Origin of the sequence: Pseudomonas mendocina, assembly GCF_003008615.1 — a bacterium.
In the GTDB taxonomy this organism is placed as follows: domain Bacteria; phylum Pseudomonadota; class Gammaproteobacteria; order Pseudomonadales; family Pseudomonadaceae; genus Aquipseudomonas; species Aquipseudomonas mendocina_C.
Window position 1 is genome coordinate 4172020 of the sequence record NZ_CP027657.1, and the last position, 17577, is coordinate 4189596.

At 61.3% G+C, this 17577-nt stretch carries 14 protein-coding genes; all 14 read left to right on the forward strand.

Features of this window, described 5'->3' with window-relative positions; translation table 11 throughout:
• Positions 1–14 precede the first annotated feature (14 nt).
• The 14 genes from uppS (at position 15) to tilS (ending at position 17433) form a co-directional block, all read left to right on the forward strand.
• The gene (gene uppS / locus C7A17_RS19425; protein WP_106739563.1) at positions 15–761 is read left to right on the forward strand and encodes a polyprenyl diphosphate synthase; all 747 of its coding nucleotides are present in this window, start codon (positions 15–17) and stop codon (positions 759–761) included.
• Complete coding sequence (locus tag C7A17_RS19430) at positions 761–1576, forward strand: phosphatidate cytidylyltransferase (protein ID WP_106739564.1); 816 nt, start codon at positions 761–763, stop codon at positions 1574–1576. The genes uppS and C7A17_RS19430 overlap by 1 nt, the downstream gene beginning before the upstream one ends.
• On the forward strand, positions 1573–2757 hold the full coding sequence (ispC, locus tag C7A17_RS19435) for a 1-deoxy-D-xylulose-5-phosphate reductoisomerase (protein WP_106743046.1): 1185 nt from the start codon (positions 1573–1575) through the stop codon (positions 2755–2757). Before C7A17_RS19430 ends, ispC begins: the two co-directional genes overlap by 4 nt.
• A gap of 19 nt (positions 2758–2776) precedes the next feature.
• Entirely contained in the window at positions 2777–4129 is a 1353-nt protein-coding gene (gene rseP, locus C7A17_RS19440) for a sigma E protease regulator RseP (RefSeq protein ID WP_106739565.1), read from the forward strand.
• A gap of 84 nt (positions 4130–4213) precedes the next feature.
• Positions 4214–6574, forward strand: a complete 2361-nt coding sequence (gene bamA, locus C7A17_RS19445; RefSeq protein WP_106739566.1) for an outer membrane protein assembly factor BamA — start codon at positions 4214–4216, stop codon at positions 6572–6574.
• Positions 6575–6618: 44 nt separating this feature from the next.
• Positions 6619–7122: an OmpH/Skp family outer membrane protein gene (locus tag C7A17_RS19450; protein WP_017674783.1), complete on the forward strand. Its 504-nt coding sequence runs from the start codon at positions 6619–6621 to the stop codon at positions 7120–7122.
• 2 nt (positions 7123–7124) lie between these two features.
• A complete protein-coding gene (lpxD, locus tag C7A17_RS19455; RefSeq protein WP_106739567.1) occupies positions 7125–8180 on the forward strand; it encodes a UDP-3-O-(3-hydroxymyristoyl)glucosamine N-acyltransferase in 1056 nt (351 codons plus the stop codon).
• A 47-nt stretch (positions 8181–8227) separates the two neighbouring features.
• On the forward strand, positions 8228–8668 hold the full coding sequence (gene fabZ / locus C7A17_RS19460; RefSeq protein WP_017363778.1) for a 3-hydroxyacyl-ACP dehydratase FabZ: 441 nt from the start codon (positions 8228–8230) through the stop codon (positions 8666–8668).
• Entirely contained in the window at positions 8665–9441 is a 777-nt protein-coding gene (gene lpxA / locus C7A17_RS19465) for an acyl-ACP--UDP-N-acetylglucosamine O-acyltransferase (RefSeq protein WP_106739568.1), read from the forward strand. Before fabZ ends, lpxA begins: the two co-directional genes overlap by 4 nt.
• Positions 9442–9446: 5 nt before the next feature.
• Entirely contained in the window at positions 9447–10580 is a 1134-nt protein-coding gene (gene lpxB / locus C7A17_RS19470) for a lipid-A-disaccharide synthase (protein ID WP_106739569.1), read from the forward strand.
• A complete protein-coding gene (gene rnhB / locus C7A17_RS19475; RefSeq protein ID WP_106739570.1) occupies positions 10580–11179 on the forward strand; it encodes a ribonuclease HII in 600 nt (199 codons plus the stop codon). Before lpxB ends, rnhB begins: the two co-directional genes overlap by 1 nt.
• Before the next feature lie 114 nt (positions 11180–11293).
• Positions 11294–14824: a DNA polymerase III subunit alpha gene (gene dnaE, locus C7A17_RS19480; protein ID WP_106739571.1), complete on the forward strand. Its 3531-nt coding sequence runs from the start codon at positions 11294–11296 to the stop codon at positions 14822–14824.
• A 139-nt stretch (positions 14825–14963) separates the two neighbouring features.
• Positions 14964–15914: an acetyl-CoA carboxylase carboxyltransferase subunit alpha gene (locus C7A17_RS19485; protein ID WP_106739572.1), complete on the forward strand. Its 951-nt coding sequence runs from the start codon at positions 14964–14966 to the stop codon at positions 15912–15914.
• A 196-nt stretch (positions 15915–16110) separates the two neighbouring features.
• Positions 16111–17433, forward strand: a complete 1323-nt coding sequence (gene tilS, locus C7A17_RS19490; protein ID WP_106739573.1) for a tRNA lysidine(34) synthetase TilS — start codon at positions 16111–16113, stop codon at positions 17431–17433.
• Positions 17434–17577 lie beyond the last annotated feature (144 nt).

The following is a 17577-nucleotide window of genomic DNA, read 5'->3' on the forward strand; positions in this document are numbered from 1 at the left end:
CTGAGCACCCATACATGGACAAAAACAAGCAGGGGGCGGTGCCGCGGCATGTCGCCATCATCATGGATGGCAACAACCGTTGGGCTAAGAAGCGCCTGTTGCCGGGGGTGGCTGGGCACAAGGCTGGGGTCGACGCGGTTCGTGCGGTGATCGAGGTCTGTGCCGAGTCGGGTGTCGAGGTGCTGACCCTGTTCGCGTTCTCCAGTGAGAATTGGCAGCGCCCGGCCGAAGAGGTCGGGGCGCTGATGGAACTGTTCCTGGGCGCGCTGCGCCGAGAGGCCAAGCGCCTGCGGGATAACGACATCAGCTTGCGCATCATCGGTGACCGTTCGCGGTTTCACCCTGAGTTGCAGGCTGCCATGCGTGAGGCCGAGTTGCTGACTGCGGGTGAGCGTCGTTTCACCCTGCAGGTGGCTGCCAACTACGGTGGCCAGTGGGATATCGCTCAGGCCGCGCAGCGCCTGGCGCGCGAGGTGCAGGCTGGGCATCTGCAAGTGGAGGACATCACGCCTGAACTGCTGCAGGGCTGTCTGGCGACCGGTGATCTGCCGCTTCCAGATCTGTGCATCCGCACCGGCGGCGAGCATCGCATCAGCAATTTCCTGCTCTGGCAGTTGGCTTACAGCGAACTGTACTTCTCCGACCTTTACTGGCCGGATTTCAAGCACGAGGCCATGCGCAAAGCACTGGCCGATTTCGCCACCCGCCAGCGTCGCTTCGGTAAGACCAGCGAGCAGGTGGAGGCTGAGGCGCGCTCCTAATGCTCAAACAACGAATAATTACAGCGCTGGTGTTGCTGCCTATCGCTCTTTGCGGTTTTTTCCTGCTCGACGGCGCTGCCTTCGCGCTGTTCATCGGTGCGGTGGTCACGCTGGGTGCCTGGGAATGGGCGCGCCTGGCCGGTGTTTTCGCGCAGCCGGCGCGTGTGGCGTATGCCGCGTTGGTCGCCGTGCTGCTCGGTGCCATCTACCTGTTGCCGGCGCTGGCGCCCTGGTTGCTCGGGGCGGCAGTGATCTGGTGGGCGCTGGCGACGTTGCTGGTGGTCAGTTATCCCGACAGCAGTCGTTACTGGGGCGGTTTGCCCGGTCGCTTGCTGATCGGCCTGCTGATCCTGTTGCCGGCCTGGCAGGGATTGGTACTGCTCAAGCAATGGCCGCAGGCCAACGCTCTGATCATCGCCGTGATGGTGCTGGTGTGGGGTGCGGATATTGGCGCCTATTTCGCCGGCAAGACCTTTGGCAAGCGCAAGCTGGCGCCCAAGGTCAGTCCAGGCAAGAGCTGGGAAGGGCTTTATGGCGGTCTTGCTGCCAGCCTGTTGATCACGCTGCTGGTGGGGTTGCAGCAAGGCTGGTCTGCTTCCGGTCTGCTGCTGGCGCTCGGTGGTGCGGCGCTGGTGGTGCTGATTTCGGTGGTTGGCGATCTGACCGAGAGCATGTTCAAGCGTCAGTCCGGGATCAAGGACAGTAGTAATTTGCTGCCGGGCCATGGTGGTGTGCTGGATCGCATCGACAGCCTCACTGCCGCTATTCCGCTATTCGCAGCGTTGCTGTGGCTGGCTGGCTGGGGTTCGCTGTGAGCGCACCGCAGCTGGTTACCGTGCTGGGGGCAACCGGTTCCATCGGGCTCAGCACGCTTGATGTGATCGCGCGCCATCCCGAGCGCTACAGCGTTTTTGCGTTGAGCGGTTTTTCACGTCTGGCGGAGCTGGGCGCGCTCTGCCAGCAGCATCGCCCGCGTTATGCGGTGGTGCCTGATGTCGGCTCGGCGCAGACGCTGCAATCCAGCCTACGCGCCGCAGGTCTGACGACCGAAGTGCTGGTCGGCGAGGAAGGGCTATGCGCCATCGCCGCTGCGACAGAGGTCGATTGCGTGATGGCGGCGATCGTTGGCGCTGCCGGGCTGAGACCAACTCTGGCTGCCGTGCAGGCTGGCAAGAAGGTGTTGCTGGCGAACAAAGAGGCGCTGGTCATGTCTGGCGCGCTGTTCATTCAGGCCGTCAAGCGTAGCGGTGCGGTTCTGCTGCCAATCGATAGTGAGCACAACGCCATTTTTCAGTGCCTGCCGGGCGATTACGCGCGCGGCCTGCAAGCGGTCGGTGTGCGGCGTGTGCTGTTGACGGCCTCCGGCGGGCCATTTCGCGAGACGCCATTGGCGGATCTTGAGCATGTCACGCCCGAACAGGCCTGCGCCCATCCGAACTGGTCGATGGGGCGCAAGATCTCCGTCGATTCGGCCAGCATGATGAACAAGGGCCTGGAGATGATCGAGGCCTGCTGGTTGTTCGATGCCCGTCCCGAGCAGATCGAGGTGGTGATCCATCGGCAGAGCGTGATTCATTCTCTGGTCGATTACGTCGATGGTTCGGTGCTGGCCCAGTTGGGCAATCCGGATATGCGTACGCCCATCGCCCATGCGCTAGCCTGGCCGCAACGTATCGATTCCGGGGTCGCGCCACTGGACTTGTTTGCCGTCGGTCGCCTGGATTTCGAGCGCCCGGACGAGCAGCGCTTCCCTTGCCTGCGTCTGGCGCGCGAGGCTGCTCAGGCTGGTGGTAGTGCGCCGGCCATGCTCAATGCGGTCAATGAGGTGGCTGTCGAGGCCTTCCTGCAGCGGCGCATCCGTTTCAGCGATATCGCGCGTATGATTGAGTCCGTGTTGAACGCGCAGCCTGTGCAGGCAGTCGAAGCGCTCGACGTGGTATTCGAGGTCGACCGTCAGGCGCGCGTATTGGCCGGTGAGTGGCTCGCCCGCTGCTGATGCGGGCCGGAGAGAAAAGATGAGTGGCTTGTACATGCTGGTCGGCACCCTGATTGCTCTGGGTGTGTTGGTCACCTTTCACGAGTATGGGCATTTCTGGGTAGCCCGCCGTTGTGGGGTGAAAGTCCTGCGTTTCTCGGTCGGTTTCGGTACACCGCTGGTGCGTTGGCATGACCGGCATGGCACCGAGTTCGTGATTGCCGCCATTCCGCTGGGCGGCTACGTCAAGATGCTCGATGAGCGCGAAGGCAATGTACCGCCGGAGTTGGTCGAGCAATCCTTCAATCGTAAAAGCGTGCGCCAGCGCATCGCCATCGTGGCCGCTGGTCCTCTGGCCAACTTCCTGTTGGCGCTACTGTTTTTCTGGTTCGTGGCCATGCTGGGCAGCCAGCAGGTACGCCCTGTGATCGGCGCCGTGCAGCCGGACAGCATGGCGCAAGCGGCTGGGCTTCAGGCAGGGCAGGAGATCGTTGCGGTCAATGGTGAGGCCACCAGTGGCTGGGCTGCGGTCAATCTGCAGTTGATTCGCCGTCTTGGCGAGAGCGGCACGCTGAATCTGCGTGTGCTGGAACCTGGCTCCACGGTCGAGACGCCCAAGCAGGTGCAGCTGGATAACTGGTTGCGCGGTGTTGATGAGCCCGACCCGATTGGCTCGCTGGGGATCCGCCCTTGGCGCCCGGCCCTGGAACCGGTGTTGGCCGAGCTCGATCCGAAAGGGCCGGCGCAGGCTGCGGGTTTGCAGGCTGGGGATCGTTTGTTGGCGCTCGATGGGGAGTCACTGGCTGACTGGCAGGCTCTGGTCGACCGTGTGCGCGCCTTGCCGGGCGAGGCGATCACCTTGCGTATCGAGCGTGACGGACAGGCGCGTGATGTCGAGCTGACCCTGGCTTCGCGTGGCGAGGGTGAAGCCCGCAGTGGCTATCTGGGGGCGGGCGTACAGGGCGTCGAATGGCCGCCCGAGATGTTGCGCGAAGTGCGTTACGGTCCGCTCGAAGGTATTGCCGAAGGGGCTCGGCAAACCTGGGCAATGAGCCTGCTGACCCTCGATTCGCTGAAGAAAATGCTGTTCGGAGAGCTCTCGGTAAAAAACTTGAGTGGGCCGATAACCATTGCTAAAGTGGCGGGCGCTTCGGCTGAGTCGGGGGTAGGGGATTTCCTGAAATTCCTTGCATATCTGAGTATTAGCCTGGGCGTTCTCAATCTGCTGCCCATTCCCGTACTGGATGGTGGGCATCTGCTGTTTTATCTGGTCGAGTGGGTGCGTGGTCGCCCCTTGTCTGAGCGGGTTCAGGGTTGGGGGATGCAGATTGGTATCAGTCTGGTCATCGGGGTCATGTTGCTGGCCCTGGTCAACGATCTCAGCCGTCTGTAAGCATTGCTGAATTACGTTCTTGAGATTTACAAGTGTCGCCTTACGCGGCAGTTTTTATCGTCAGTTGGAATAAGAAAGGACTTCATGAAACGTCTGCTGCTACCTGCGGTACTGTCCGCATTGATGATCGCCGAAGTTCACGCCGAGTCCTTCACCATCTCCGATATACGCGTCAACGGCCTGCAGCGGGTTTCCGCTGGCAGCGTGTTTGGTGCACTGCCGCTGAACGTCGGTGAGCGCATCGATGATCGTCAGTTGGTCGACGCCACTCGTTCTCTGTTCCGTACCGGTTTCTTCCAGGACATCCAGCTCGGTCGCGATGGCGATGTGCTGGTCATCACCGTGGTCGAGCGTCCTTCCATCTCCGGTATCGAGATCGAGGGCAACAAGGCCATTACCACCGAAGACCTGCTCAAGGGCCTGAACCAGTCCGGTCTGGCCGAAGGCGAGATCTTCCAGCGCGCGACCCTCGAAGGCGTGCGCAACGAGCTGCAGCGTCAGTACGTGGCCCAGGGCCGCTACTCGGCCGAGATCGAGGCCGAGGTGATTCCGCAGCCGCGCAACCGCGTGGCGCTGAAAATTACCATCAACGAAGGCACCGTCGCCGCCATTTCCCACATCAACGTAGTGGGCAACACGGTCTTCTCCGATGAGGAATTGGGCGATCTGTTCGAACTGAAGACCACCAACTGGTTGTCCTTCTTCCGTAACGATGACAAGTATGCCCGCGAGAAATTGTCCGGTGACCTCGAGCGCCTGCGCTCCTATTACCTGGATCGCGGCTACATCAACATGGATATCAGCTCCACTCAGGTATCCATCACCCCGGACAAGAAGCACGTCTACATCACCGTCAACGTGGAAGAGGGTGAGAAGTACAGTGTCCGTGAAGTGAAGCTGTCCGGTGACCTCAAGGTGCCGGAAGAAGACGTTCGCGCGCTGTTGCTGGTCAAGGAAGGTCAGGTCTTCTCGCGCAAGATCATGACCACTACCAGCGAGCTGATCACCCGTCGTCTGGGTAATGAAGGCTACACCTTCGCCAACGTCAACGGCGTGCCGGAAGCGCATGACGATGACAAGAGCGTGTCGATCACCTTCTTCGTCGACCCGGGCAAGCGCGCCTACGTCAACCGCATCAACTTCCGTGGTAACACCAAGTCCGAGGACGAAGTGCTGCGTCGTGAAATGCGCCAGATGGAAGGTGGCTGGGCGTCTACCTACCTGATCGACCAATCCAAGGTTCGCCTCGAACGTCTGGGCTTCTTCAAGGAAGTCAACGTCGAAACGCCGCAGGTGCCAGGTACCGACGACCAGATCGACGTCAACTACAGTGTCGAAGAGCAACCGTCCGGTTCCATAACCGCCAGCGTTGGTTTCGCGCAGAACGCCGGTCTGATCCTCGGTGGCTCGATCAGTCAGAACAACTTCCTGGGTACCGGTAACCGTGTCAGCATCGGTCTGACCCGCAGTGAATACCAGACCCGTTACAGCTTCGGTTTCGTTGACCCCTACTGGACCGTCGATGGCGTCAGCCTGGGCTACAACGCCTTCTACCGCACCACCGATTACGATGAGCTCGATGTCGATGTATCCAGCTACTCGGTGGACAGCCTGGGTGCCGGTATCAGCATCGGTTATCCGATCAGTGAGACTTCGCGTCTGACCTATGGTCTGACCGTGCAGCAGGACAGCATCGACACTGGTCGTTACACCGTCGACGAGATCTTCGATTTCATCGACGCCGAGGGCGATAACTACCTGAACTTCAAGGGTTCGATCGGTTGGTCCGAGTCGACTCTGAACCGTGGTGTGCTGGCCAACCGTGGTCACTCGCAGAGCCTGGTGCTGGAAACCACCCTGCCGGGTAGCGATCTGTCGTTCTACAAACTCGACTACCGTGGCCAGATCTTCACCCCGATCAGCGACAACTACACCCTGCGCTTCCACACTCAGTTGGGTTATGGCGACAGTTACGGCTCTACCGCCGAACTGCCGTTCTACGAGCACTACTACGCCGGTGGTTTCAACTCGGTACGTGGCTTCGAAGACAGCAGCCTGGGCCCGCGCAGCACGCCGAGCACCGGTACCAAGCCAGGCACCCTGCGTGACCCGGATCAGGATCCGCTGCCGTTCGGTGGTAACGTGCTGGTGCAGGGCGGTGTTGAAATGCTCTTCCCGCTGCCGTTCGTCAAGGATCAGCGTTCGCTGCGCACTGCGCTGTTCTGGGACGTGGGTAACGTATTCGACACCAACTGCAGCTCGACGCAGAAGCGCCTGAGCGACAGCTGCAACATCGACTTCAGCAGCATGGCCAGCTCCGTGGGCGTTGGTCTGACCTGGATCACCGCACTCGGTCCGTTGAGTTTCAGCCTGGCCATGCCGATCAAGAAGCCTAATGATGCCGATACCCAGGTATTCCAGTTCTCCCTGGGTCAAACTTTCTAAACCCGTACCACCGAAAGCCAACAGTTTTGTTGCAGGAGTGCATTGTGCGTAAGTTGACTCAACTGGTTCTGTTCACCGCCGCTCTGATCGCCACTCCGGCGTTCGCTGAAATGAAGGTGGCCGTGCTGAACTATCAGATGGCGCTGCTCGAGTCCGATGCAGCCAAGCGTTACGCCGTCGATGCCGAGAAGAAATTCGGCCCGCAGCTGAACAAGCTCAAAACGCTGGAAAGCGACGCCAAGCGCATCCAGGATCGCATGGTCAAGGATGGCGAGAAGATGCAGCAGGCCGAGCGTGAACGCCTCGAGCTCGAATTCAAGCAGAAGGCTCGCGATTTCCAATTCCAGTCCAAGGAGCTGAACGAAGCCAAGGCCATCGCTGACCGCGAGATGCTGGCCAAGCTCAAGCCGAACCTGGACAAGGCGGTTGAAGAAGTCATCAAGAACGGCAACTTCGACCTGGTGCTCGAGCGCGGTGCAGTGATCGAGGTCAAACCTCAGTACGACATCACTCGCCAGGTCATCGAGCGCATGAACCAGATGCGTTAAGCATGACTGTGACAGTTACTCTCGGCCAATTGGCTGAGCGCCTGGGCGCCACCTTGCGTGGCGCCGAAGGTAAGGTCATCACGGGCCTGGCCACCTTGCAGGAGGCCAGGCCCGAACAGTTGAGCTTCCTGGCCAATGCCCAGTACCGCAAGTTCCTGGCCCAGACCCAGGCCGGTGCTGTGCTGCTGACCGCAGCAGATGCCGAAGGCTACGCTGGCGATGCCTTGATCGTGGCCAATCCTTATCTGGCTTATGCCCAGCTTTCGCATCTGTTCGACCGCAAGCCCAGGGCCGATGCAGGTATTCATGCTACTGCGCAGGTCGCCAAGGATGCTCAGGTCGATCCTAGCGCCAGTATCGGTGCTTATGCGGTCATCGAGAGTGGCGCCCGCATTGGTGCCGAGGTCAGCATTGGTGCGCATTGCGTAGTTGGTGCTCGCAGCGTGGTTGGCGATGGCGGATGGCTGGCTCCGCGTGTGACGCTGTATCACGACGTGCAGATTGGTAAGCGTGTGGTGATTCAATCCGGTGCCGTGATTGGCGGCGAAGGCTTTGGTTTCGCCAACGAGAAGGGTGTCTGGCAGAAGATCGCGCAGATCGGTGGTGTGACCATCGGTGATGACGTCGAGATCGGCGCCAACACCACCGTGGATCGCGGTGCACTCTCCGATACCCTGATCGGCAACGGCGTGAAGCTGGATAACCAGATCATGATCGCGCACAACGTGCAGGTCGGTGATAACACCGCCATGGCCGGCTGCTGCGGGATTTCCGGCAGCACCAAGATCGGCAAGAACTGCATGATTGCAGGCGGTGTCGGCATGGTTGGCCATATCGAAGTGTGCGACAACGTATTCGTCACGGGCATGACCATGGTGACCCGTTCGATCACCGAACCGGGCGCCTATTCCTCCGGTACCGCCATGCAACCGGCTGGCGAGTGGAAGAAGAGCGCTGCACGCATTCGTCAATTGGACGAGATGGCCAAGCGTCTGCGCGAGCTGGAAAAACAGCTGGCTGCCGTGACCCAAGGCGCGGATACCTCATCTGATGCCTGAGCGCGGTTTCTCCGCGCTCTTTTCTTTTCTTACAGGCTAAACCGGACATGATGGACATCAACGAAATTCGTGAATATTTGCCGCACCGCTATCCGTTCCTGCTGGTGGATCGTGTGGTGGACCTGGACGTCGAAGGCAAGACTGTTCGCGCCTACAAGAATGTCAGCATCAACGAGCCCTTCTTCAATGGCCACTTTCCCGAGCATCCGATCATGCCGGGTGTGCTGATCATTGAAGCCATGGCTCAGGCTGCCGGGATTCTCGGCTTCAAGATGATGGGCGTGAAGCCGGCCGATGGCACCCTGTACTACTTCGTCGGCTCCGACAAGTTGCGTTTCCGCTCTCCCGTTACTCCGGGCGATCAGCTTGTGCTGGAAGCCAAGTACCTGAGCGACCGCCGTAGCATCTGGAAATTCGAGTGCCGTGCCACCGTTGATGGCAAGGAAGTTTGCTCCGCTGAAATCATCTGTGCGGAACGCAAACTATGAGTTCGATTGACCCTCGCGCAATCATCGACCCCAGTGCCAGATTGGCCGACGACGTCGTCGTCGGCCCGTGGAGCATTGTCGGGCCCGATGTGGAAATCGGCGAGGGTACGGTGATCGGCCCGCACGTGGTGCTCAAAGGGCCGACAGTCATCGGCAAGCACAACCGCATCTACCAGTTTTCTTCGATTGGTGAAGATACCCCCGATCTGAAGTACAAAGGCGAACCGACTCGCCTGGTGATCGGCGATCACAACACCATCCGTGAAGGTGTGACCATTCACCGTGGCACCGTGCAGGATCGCAGCGAGACCACCATTGGTGATCACAATCTGATCATGGCATATGCCCATATCGGTCATGACAGCGTCATCGGCAACCACTGCATCCTGGTCAACAACACGGCGCTGGCAGGTCATGTCTGGGTTGATGACTGGGCGATTCTGTCCGGCTACACCCTGGTGCACCAGTTCTGCCGTATCGGTGCGCACAGCTTTTCCGGCATGGGTACCGCCATCGGCAAGGACGTCCCGGCGTTCGTCACCGTATTCGGTAACCCGGCCGAAGCGCGCAGCATGAATTTCGAAGGCATGCGCCGTCGCGGTTTTTCTGCCGAGGCCATCGCCGCACTGCGCAAGGGTTACAAGCTGGTCTATCGCCAGGGGCTGACTGTCGAGCAGGCGCTGGCCGAACTGGCCGAGTCCGCTGCCCAGTTCCCCGAGGTCGCAGTCTTCCGCGACTCCATCCAGGCCTCTACGCGCGGCATCACTCGTTAATCGTTATGACCAGACCTCTTCGCGTCGCACTGGTCGCCGGTGAGGCGTCCGGCGATATTCTCGGCGTCGGCCTGATGCAGGCCATCAAGGCACGTCACCCGGATGCCGAGTTCATCGGTGTCGGCGGGGCGCGCATGGAAGCCGAGGGCCTGAAATCCTATTTCCCGATGGAGCGCCTGGCCGTGATGGGCCTGGTCGAAGTGCTCGGTCGCCTGTTCGAACTGCTTGGCCGTCGCCGCCAGTTGGCGCGGGATCTGATCGCCGCGCAGCCCGACGTGTTCATCGGTATCGATGCCCCTGACTTCAATCTGGGCCTGGAGCTCAAGCTGCGCCGTGCCGGAATCAAGACCGTGCACTACGTCAGCCCGTCGGTCTGGGCCTGGCGGCAGAAGCGGGTGCTGAAGATCCGCGAAGCCTGCGACCTGATGTTGACTCTGTTCCCCTTCGAAGCGCAGTTCTACGATGCACATCAGGTACCGGTGCGATTCGTCGGTCACCCATTGGCCGACGCCATCCCGCAACAGGCCGACCGCGCCGCAGCGCGCGAGGCGTTGGATCTGCCGCACGATGAGCCTGTGGTGGCCTTGATGCCCGGCAGTCGCGGTGGTGAGGTCGCGCGTCTCGGTGAATTGTTCCTTGATGCGGCGATTCGTTTACGCGCACTTCGCCCCGGCATTCGTTTCCTGCTGCCTTGCGCCACTCCTGAGCGTCGTGAACAGCTGGAGCAAATGCTGGCCGGGCGCGATTTGCCCCTGACCCTGCTCAACGGCCGTTCCCATGAGGCGCTGGCCGCTTGCGATGCGGTGTTGATCGCCTCGGGCACCGCGACCCTGGAAGCGCTGCTGTACAAGCGGCCCATGGTGGTGGCCTACCGAGTGGCGCCGCTGACCTATCGCATCCTCAAGCGCCTGGTGAAGAGCCCCTATATCTCGCTGCCCAATCTGCTGGCCGAGCGCCTGCTGGTACCTGAGCTGATTCAGGATGCGGCAACGCCCGACGCATTGGCGCAGGCCGTGGCGCCGTTGATCGACGGCGGCCAGGTGCAGACCGAAGGTTTCGATGTGATTCATCGCGCGTTGCGCCGCGATGCGTCGGTGTCGGCCGCTGATGCCGTGCTCAAACTGGCAGGGCGCGCCTGATGCAACTGGGGCTGGATTTCACGCTGGTCGAGGAGTTGGTTGCAGGCGTCGATGAGGTCGGCCGTGGCCCGCTTTGCGGCGCTGTGGTCACGGCGGCTGTGATCCTCGATCCGGCGCGGCCGATCATTGGTCTGAACGACTCGAAGAAGCTTTCCGAGGCGCGTCGCGAAGCGCTGTTCGACGAGATTCGCGAAAAAGCCCTGGCCTGGTGCATCGCTCGCGCCGAGGTCGAGGAAATCGACCAGCTGAATATCCTGCATGCCACCATGTTGGCCATGCAGCGCGCCGTAGAAGGGTTGAGCGTGACACCCAGACTGGCACTTATCGACGGCAATCGTTGCCCAAAACTGGCGGTGCCGAGTGCGCCGGTGGTCAAGGGCGACAGCCGGGTGCCGGCCATCGCCGCCGCCTCGATCCTGGCCAAGGTCAGCCGCGACCGCGAAATGGTCGAGATGGATCGCCTCTATCCTGGTTACGGCATCGCCGGCCACAAGGGCTACCCCACACCTGTTCATCTCGAGGCGCTGCTGCGCCTGGGGCCGACGCCGATTCATCGACGCTCCTTCGCCCCGGTGCGCGTTTTGTTGGAAAACGTGTAGCTGCGTAGCCCGGATGCAATCCGGGAAATGCCATCCCTGTTGAACCTCTGGCCCTCAGCCAGACCCTCTTAGGCTACAATCCGCGCTTTGTCGTTTTCACCTGCAAGGCCGCCCATGACTCAAGCGTTCGTCCACCTGCGTCTGCACACCGAATACTCCCTGGTCGATGGTTTGGTGCGGGTCAAACCGCTGATCAAGGCCGTCGCGGGGGCCGGCATGCCGGCGGTGGCGGTCACCGACATGAGCAACATGTGCTCGCTGGTGAAGTTCTACAAGACCGCCATGGGTGCTGGGGTCAAGCCGATCTGCGGCGCCGATATCTGGATGGCCAGCGCCGAGGAAGACGGCCCGCTGACGCGCCTGACCCTGCTGGCGATGAACGCCAAGGGCTACCGCAACCTCACCGAGCTGATCTCCCGTGGCTGGTCCGAAGGACAGAGCAACGACTTGGTGATCATCCAGCGCGACTGGGTCAAGGATTCGGCAGAAGGTTTGATCGCGCTGTCCGGCGCTCGCGAGGGCGAGGTCGGTATGGCATTGCTGGCCGGTGACGAAGCGCTGGCTGAAACGCGCCTGCGCGAATGGATGGCGGTTTTCCCGGATCGTTTCTATCTGGAAGTGCAGCGCACCAGCCGTGTCGGCGATGAAGAATACCTGCACGCCGCCGTGGCCCTGGCCGATCGCGTCGAGGCGCCGTTGGTGGCGACCAACGATGTGCGCTTCATCAAGCAGGACGACTTCGAGGCCCACGAAACGCGTGTGTGCATCGGTGAGGGGCGTACCCTGGATGACCCGCGCAGGCCGCGCCACTACTCCGATCAGCAGTATCTGAAAAGCGCTGCAGAAATGTGGGAGCTGTTCTCCGACTTGCCCGAGGCCTTGGAGAACACCGTCGAGATTGCCAAGCGCTGCAACATCGAGGTGCAGCTCGGCAAATACTTCCTGCCCGACTTCCCCACGCCCAATGGCATGGGCATCGACGATTATCTACGCCATGCCTCGTTCGAGGGGCTGGAAGAGCGCCTCGAAGTGCTGCTGCCCAAGGACACGCCGGATTACGAGGCGAAGAAGCAGGTCTATATCGACCGCCTCAACTTTGAACTCGACATCATCATCCAGATGGGTTTCCCCGGTTACTTCCTGATCGTGATGGACTTCATCCAGTGGGCCAAGAACAACGGCGTGCCGGTCGGCCCAGGCCGTGGTTCGGGTGCCGGCTCCCTAGTGGCCTACGTATTGAAGATCACCGACCTCGACCCGCTGGCCTATGACCTGCTGTTCGAACGCTTCCTCAACCCCGAGCGGATCTCCATGCCCGACTTCGACGTCGACTTCTGCATGGATGGCCGCGACCGGGTGATCGACTACGTGGCCGAGAAGTACGGGCGCAACGCGGTGAGTCAGATCATCACCTTCGGCTCGATGGCGGCCAAGGCGGTGGTGCGCGACGTGGCACGGGCGCAAGGCAAGTCCTACGGCCTGGCCGACCGCCTGTCTAAGATGATCCCCTTCGAAGTGGGCATGACCCTGGAGAAGGCCTACGAGATGGAGGAGCCGCTGCGCGACTTCCTCAAGAACGACGAGGAAGCCCAGGAAATCTGGGACATGTCGCTCAAGCTCGAAGGCGTGGTGCGCGGTACCGGCAAGCATGCTGGTGGTGTGGTGATCGCACCGACCAAACTTACCGACTTCTCGCCGATCGCCTGTGACGAGGAGGGCGGTGGCCTGGTGACCCAGTTCGACAAGGACGACGTCGAGCAGGCCGGCCTGGTCAAGTTCGACTTCCTCGGCCTGCGTACCCTGACCATCATCAAGTGGGCGTTGGAAACCATCCACCGCATCCAGAAGCGCGACGGTGCGCCGGATGAGGATCTGGTCAACATCGACTTCATCCCGCTGGATGACAAGAAAACCTACGACATGCTGCAGAAGGCGGAGACCACCGCGGTCTTCCAGCTTGAATCGCGCGGCATGAAGGAGCTGATCAAGAAGCTCAAGCCCGACTGCCTGGAAGACATGATCGCACTGGTGGCGCTGTTCCGCCCTGGCCCGCTACAGTCCGGCATGGTGGACGACTTCATCAACCGTAAGCACGGCCGTGCCGAGCTGTCCTACCCGCACCCGGATTATCAGTACGCTGGTCTGGAACCGGTGCTCAAGCCCACCTACGGCATCATCCTGTATCAGGAGCAGGTGATGCAGATCGCTCAGGTGATGGCGGGCTACACCCTCGGCGGCGCGGACATGCTGCGTCGTGCCATGGGCAAGAAGAAACCCGAGGAAATGGCCAAGCAGCGCGGTGGCTTCATCGAAGGTTGCGCCAACAACGGCATCGATGGCGATCTGGCGGGCAACATCTTCGACCTGGTGGAAAAGTTCGCCGGTTACGGCTTCAACAAGTCGCACTCGGCCGCCTACGGCCTGGTTTCCTACCAGACTGCCTGGCTGAAAGCGCATTACCCGGCGCCGTTCATGGCTGCGGTACTGTCAGCGGATATGCACAACACCGACAAGGTGGTGATCCTGGTAGAAGAGTGCCGCAACATGAAGTTGCGCATCGAACCGCCAGACGTGAACGTCTCCGAGTTCAAGTTCAGCGTCAACGACGACGGCCGTATCGTCTACGGCCTCGGTGCGGTCAAGGGCGTAGGCGAGGGGCCGGTGGAGGCCATCGTCGAATGCCGCTCAGAAGGTGGGCCGTTCAAGGATCTGTTCGACTTCTGCAACCGCGTCGACCTCAAGCGCATCAACAAGCGTACCCTCGAAGCCTTGATTCGCAGCGGCGCGCTGGATCGCCTCGGGCCGTACTATCAGGATGAGCTCAAGGCTTATCAGGCCAGCGTGGACAAGAACCGCGCCGTGCTGCTGGCGTCGATGGAGGAGGCCGTGCAGTCCGCCGAGCAGACCGCGCGCAGTGCCGAGAGCGGCCATATGGACTTGTTCGGTGGGTTGTTTGCCGAGCCCGAGGCGGACGTCTACGCCAACCACCGCAAGGCGCGCGAGCTGCCGATCAAGGAGCGTCTGAAAGGCGAGAAGGACACCCTGGGCATCTACCTGTCCGGCCACCCCATCGACGAGTACGAAGGCGAGATTCGCCGTTTCGCCCGCCAGCGCATCGTCGAGCTGAAGCCGGCGCGCGACACCCAGACCATCGCCGGGATGATCGTCAACCTGCGTGTGATGAAGAACAAGAAAGGCGACAAGATGGGCTTCATCACCCTCGACGACCGTTCCGGGCGCATCGAGGCCTCGCTGTTCGCCGATGCCTTCGCCAGCAACCAGGCGTTGCTGCAGAACGATGCGCTGGTGGTGGTCGAGGGCGAGGTCAGCAACGACGATTTCTCCGGTGGCCTGCGCCTGCGTGCCAAGCGCGTGATGAGCCTGGAAGAGGCGCGTACCGGCCTGGCCGACAGCCTGCGGGTGAAGGTCGCCAGCGAGGCATTGAAGGGTGACCGCCTGCGTTGGCTGGCCGAGTTGTGCAGCAAGCACAAGGGCGCCTGCCCGGTGACGCTGGACTACAGTGGCGAGGAGGCACGCGCCTTGCTTCAGTTTGGCGACGCCTGGCGGATCGACCCGGCCGACACTTTGATTCAGGCATTGCGTGACCAGTTCGGGCGCGACAACGTCTTTTTGCACTACCGCTGATGCGAGAGGGGCAATTGCCCCCTTTGTGTTGGCATCGACACCAACGGGTGTCGACCCGCTGCGTCCTATCCCTTAAGGTAGGGCGCCTAATGGATACAAGCTCCCCGGCCACTTGGCCGTCGACGCAAGACGGATGACTATGAACCCGAATTTCCTCGATTTCGAACAGCCGATCGCCGACCTGCAAGCCAAGATCGAAGAGCTACGCCTGGTTGGTAACGACAACTCGCTGAACATCGGCGACGAGATTGCCCGCCTGCAGGACAAGAGCAGCGCCCTGACCGAAAGCATCTTCGGCAACCTGAGCAGCTGGCAGATTGCCCAACTGGCTCGCCATCCGCGCCGCCCGTACACCCTGGATTACATCCAGCACATCTTCACCGAGTTCGACGAGCTGCACGGTGATCGTCACTTCTCCGACGACGCCGCCATCGTTGGTGGTGTAGCGCGCTTGGGCGACCAGCCGGTGATGATCATCGGCCACCAGAAGGGCCGTGAAGTGCGCGAGAAGGTGCGTCGCAACTTCGGCATGCCGCGTCCGGAAGGCTATCGCAAAGCCTGTCGCCTGATGGAAATGGCTGAGCGCTTCAAGATGCCGATCCTCACCTTCATCGACACCCCTGGTGCCTATCCGGGTATCGATGCCGAGGAGCGTGGCCAGAGCGAAGCCATTGCCTGGAACCTGCGCGTCATGGCACGTCTGAAAACCCCGATCATCGCCACCGTGATTGGCGAGGGTGGCTCCGGCGGCGCATTGGCTATCGGTGTCTGCGACCAGCTGAACATGCTGCAGTACTCCACTTATTCGGTGATTTCGCCGGAAGGTTGTGCCTCTATCCTCTGGCGTACCGCCGAGAAAGCGCCGGATGCCGCCGAAGCCATGGGTATCACCGCCGAGCGTCTGAAGGATCTGGGGATTGTCGATCAGGTGATCGGCGAGCCGCTGGGTGGTGCTCACCGCGATCCGGCTGCCGCCTCCGAGTCGATCCGCCAGGAGCTGACCAAGCAACTGGCCAGCCTGCAGAAGCATGACACCGACGCGCTGCTCAAGCGTCGTTACGAGCGCCTGATGAGTTACGGCATCGCCTGAGTTCTTTCTCTGCGTATCAGACGAGTCTTCGGGCTAATGTCTGGCAGTGGTGGCTTTTGTAGGGTGTCGCGGGGCCGCCCAGGCTATGCGCACCAATGACCGTAGCACTGGTATTTCGCTACGCACGGCGCACCCTACGTAATTTCATCGCACATCACCACGGGCCTTCGGGCCCGTTGTTGTTTAAGCTTGAGTGATGACTGCTCTCGATCTTCGCCTGCGCCAAGCCTTGCAGCCCTGGCGAGCGGCTCCTGCCTGGCGCATCGCCTTCTCTGGTGGCCTGGACTCCAGCGTGTTGCTGCACCTGCTCGCCGATTGGGCACGGCATGAGCAATTGCCGTCGCTTTCCGCGGTTCATGTCCATCATGGCCTGCAATCGGCGGCCGATGCTTGGCCTGAGCATTGCGCACGTGTCTGTGAACAGTTGGGCATTGCTCTCGACATCGTCAGGGTTCAGGTTGCATCAGATGCCAGCCTTGAACAGGCAGCGCGGCGTGCACGCTATGTGGCTTTCAGTGAGCGACTGAAGGCGGGCGAGGTGCTGATCAGCGCTCAGCATCGTGACGATCAAGCCGAAACTCTGCTATTCCGTCTGTTGCGTGGCGCTGGCGTGCGCGGGCTGGCTGCGATGCCGGCCAGTCGAGCGTTGGGGCAGGGTAGCCTGGTTCGGCCGCTACTCGACTGTTCCAGAGGGGAGTTGCAGACCTATGCGCAGAGCCACGGACTTTGCTGGATCGAGGATCCGAGCAATGCCGATGAGCGTTTCAGTCGTAACTTCCTGCGGCGGCAGGTGATGCCGCTGCTGACGGAGCGCTGGCCGCAGGCATCGAGCAGTCTGGCGCGCAGTGCGGCCCATCAAGCGGAGTCTCAGCAGCTGCTGGATGAGCTGGCCGAGATGGATCTTGCCGCTGCCCATGGAGGTTCAGGGCTTGCCTGGCTGTCGTTGCCATCGCTGCACCTGCCGGCTGTAACTGCGTTGAATGAGGCGCGCCAGCGCAATTTGCTGCGCCACTGGTTGGCGTCGTTGACGCGTATGCCCGATAGCGATCACTGGGCGGGTTGGCTCGATCTGCGTGATGCCGGTGTGGATGCCTCACCGATCTGGCGGCTGGCCGATGGTGAGCTGCACCGTGCCGATGGTCGGCTCTGGTGGCTTAGCGGTGAGTGGCTGCAGCCGCTAGAGCCGCTCGATTTGTTCTGCGGTTCGTTTTCTGAGCCTGTCCAACTGCCCGGTAACGGTTGTGTGCATTTACGGGGCGAGCTGCCGCAAGGTCGCTGGTACTTGCGCTATCGCCAGGGGGGGGAGTCATTGCAGGTGCCGGGGCGTGGCAGGCGCGATCTCAAACGTCTGCTCAATGAAATGCGCGTGCCGGCATTCGTGCGCCCGCGCCTGCCGCTGCTGTTCGATGGCGATCAGCTGATGGCGGTGGCGAACCTGACGCAGTCGCCAGGAATCGAGGCCTGCGGGGCGCGCCTGCACTGGTCGCCGCCTATCGGTGCGCAAGGTTTGAGCTGGTAAGGCCTTTCGGGTAGACTACGCTCCCGTCTTACTACAGCTTTTGCCGACTCCCTCAGGGAGCTTGGCGAGCTTGCCATTGTTCGTACTGATGGCGCTCCTTCGCTTTCCCCGGCGGCACTGACCGCTTAAACGCAGACTTCTAGG

Excerpts from the sequence above, each read along its gene's own strand:
- uppS (WP_106739563.1), top strand. The coding sequence starts at position 15 with ATGGACAAAAACAAGCAGGGGGCGGTGCCGCGGCATGTCGCCATCATC.
- C7A17_RS19430 (WP_106739564.1), top strand. The coding sequence starts at position 761 with ATGCTCAAACAACGAATAATTACAGCGCTGGTGTTGCTGCCTATCGCT.
- rseP (WP_106739565.1), top strand. The coding sequence starts at position 2,777 with ATGAGTGGCTTGTACATGCTGGTCGGCACCCTGATTGCTCTGGGTGTG.
- bamA (WP_106739566.1), top strand. The coding sequence starts at position 4,214 with ATGAAACGTCTGCTGCTACCTGCGGTACTGTCCGCATTGATGATCGCC.
- lpxD (WP_106739567.1), top strand. The coding sequence starts at position 7,125 with ATGACTGTGACAGTTACTCTCGGCCAATTGGCTGAGCGCCTGGGCGCC.
- fabZ (WP_017363778.1), top strand. The coding sequence starts at position 8,228 with ATGATGGACATCAACGAAATTCGTGAATATTTGCCGCACCGCTATCCG.
- lpxA (WP_106739568.1), top strand. The coding sequence starts at position 8,665 with ATGAGTTCGATTGACCCTCGCGCAATCATCGACCCCAGTGCCAGATTG.
- lpxB (WP_106739569.1), top strand. The coding sequence starts at position 9,447 with ATGACCAGACCTCTTCGCGTCGCACTGGTCGCCGGTGAGGCGTCCGGC.
- rnhB (WP_106739570.1), top strand. The coding sequence starts at position 10,580 with ATGCAACTGGGGCTGGATTTCACGCTGGTCGAGGAGTTGGTTGCAGGC.
- dnaE (WP_106739571.1), top strand. The coding sequence starts at position 11,294 with ATGACTCAAGCGTTCGTCCACCTGCGTCTGCACACCGAATACTCCCTG.
- C7A17_RS19485 (WP_106739572.1), top strand. The coding sequence starts at position 14,964 with ATGAACCCGAATTTCCTCGATTTCGAACAGCCGATCGCCGACCTGCAA.
- tilS (WP_106739573.1), top strand. The coding sequence starts at position 16,111 with ATGACTGCTCTCGATCTTCGCCTGCGCCAAGCCTTGCAGCCCTGGCGA.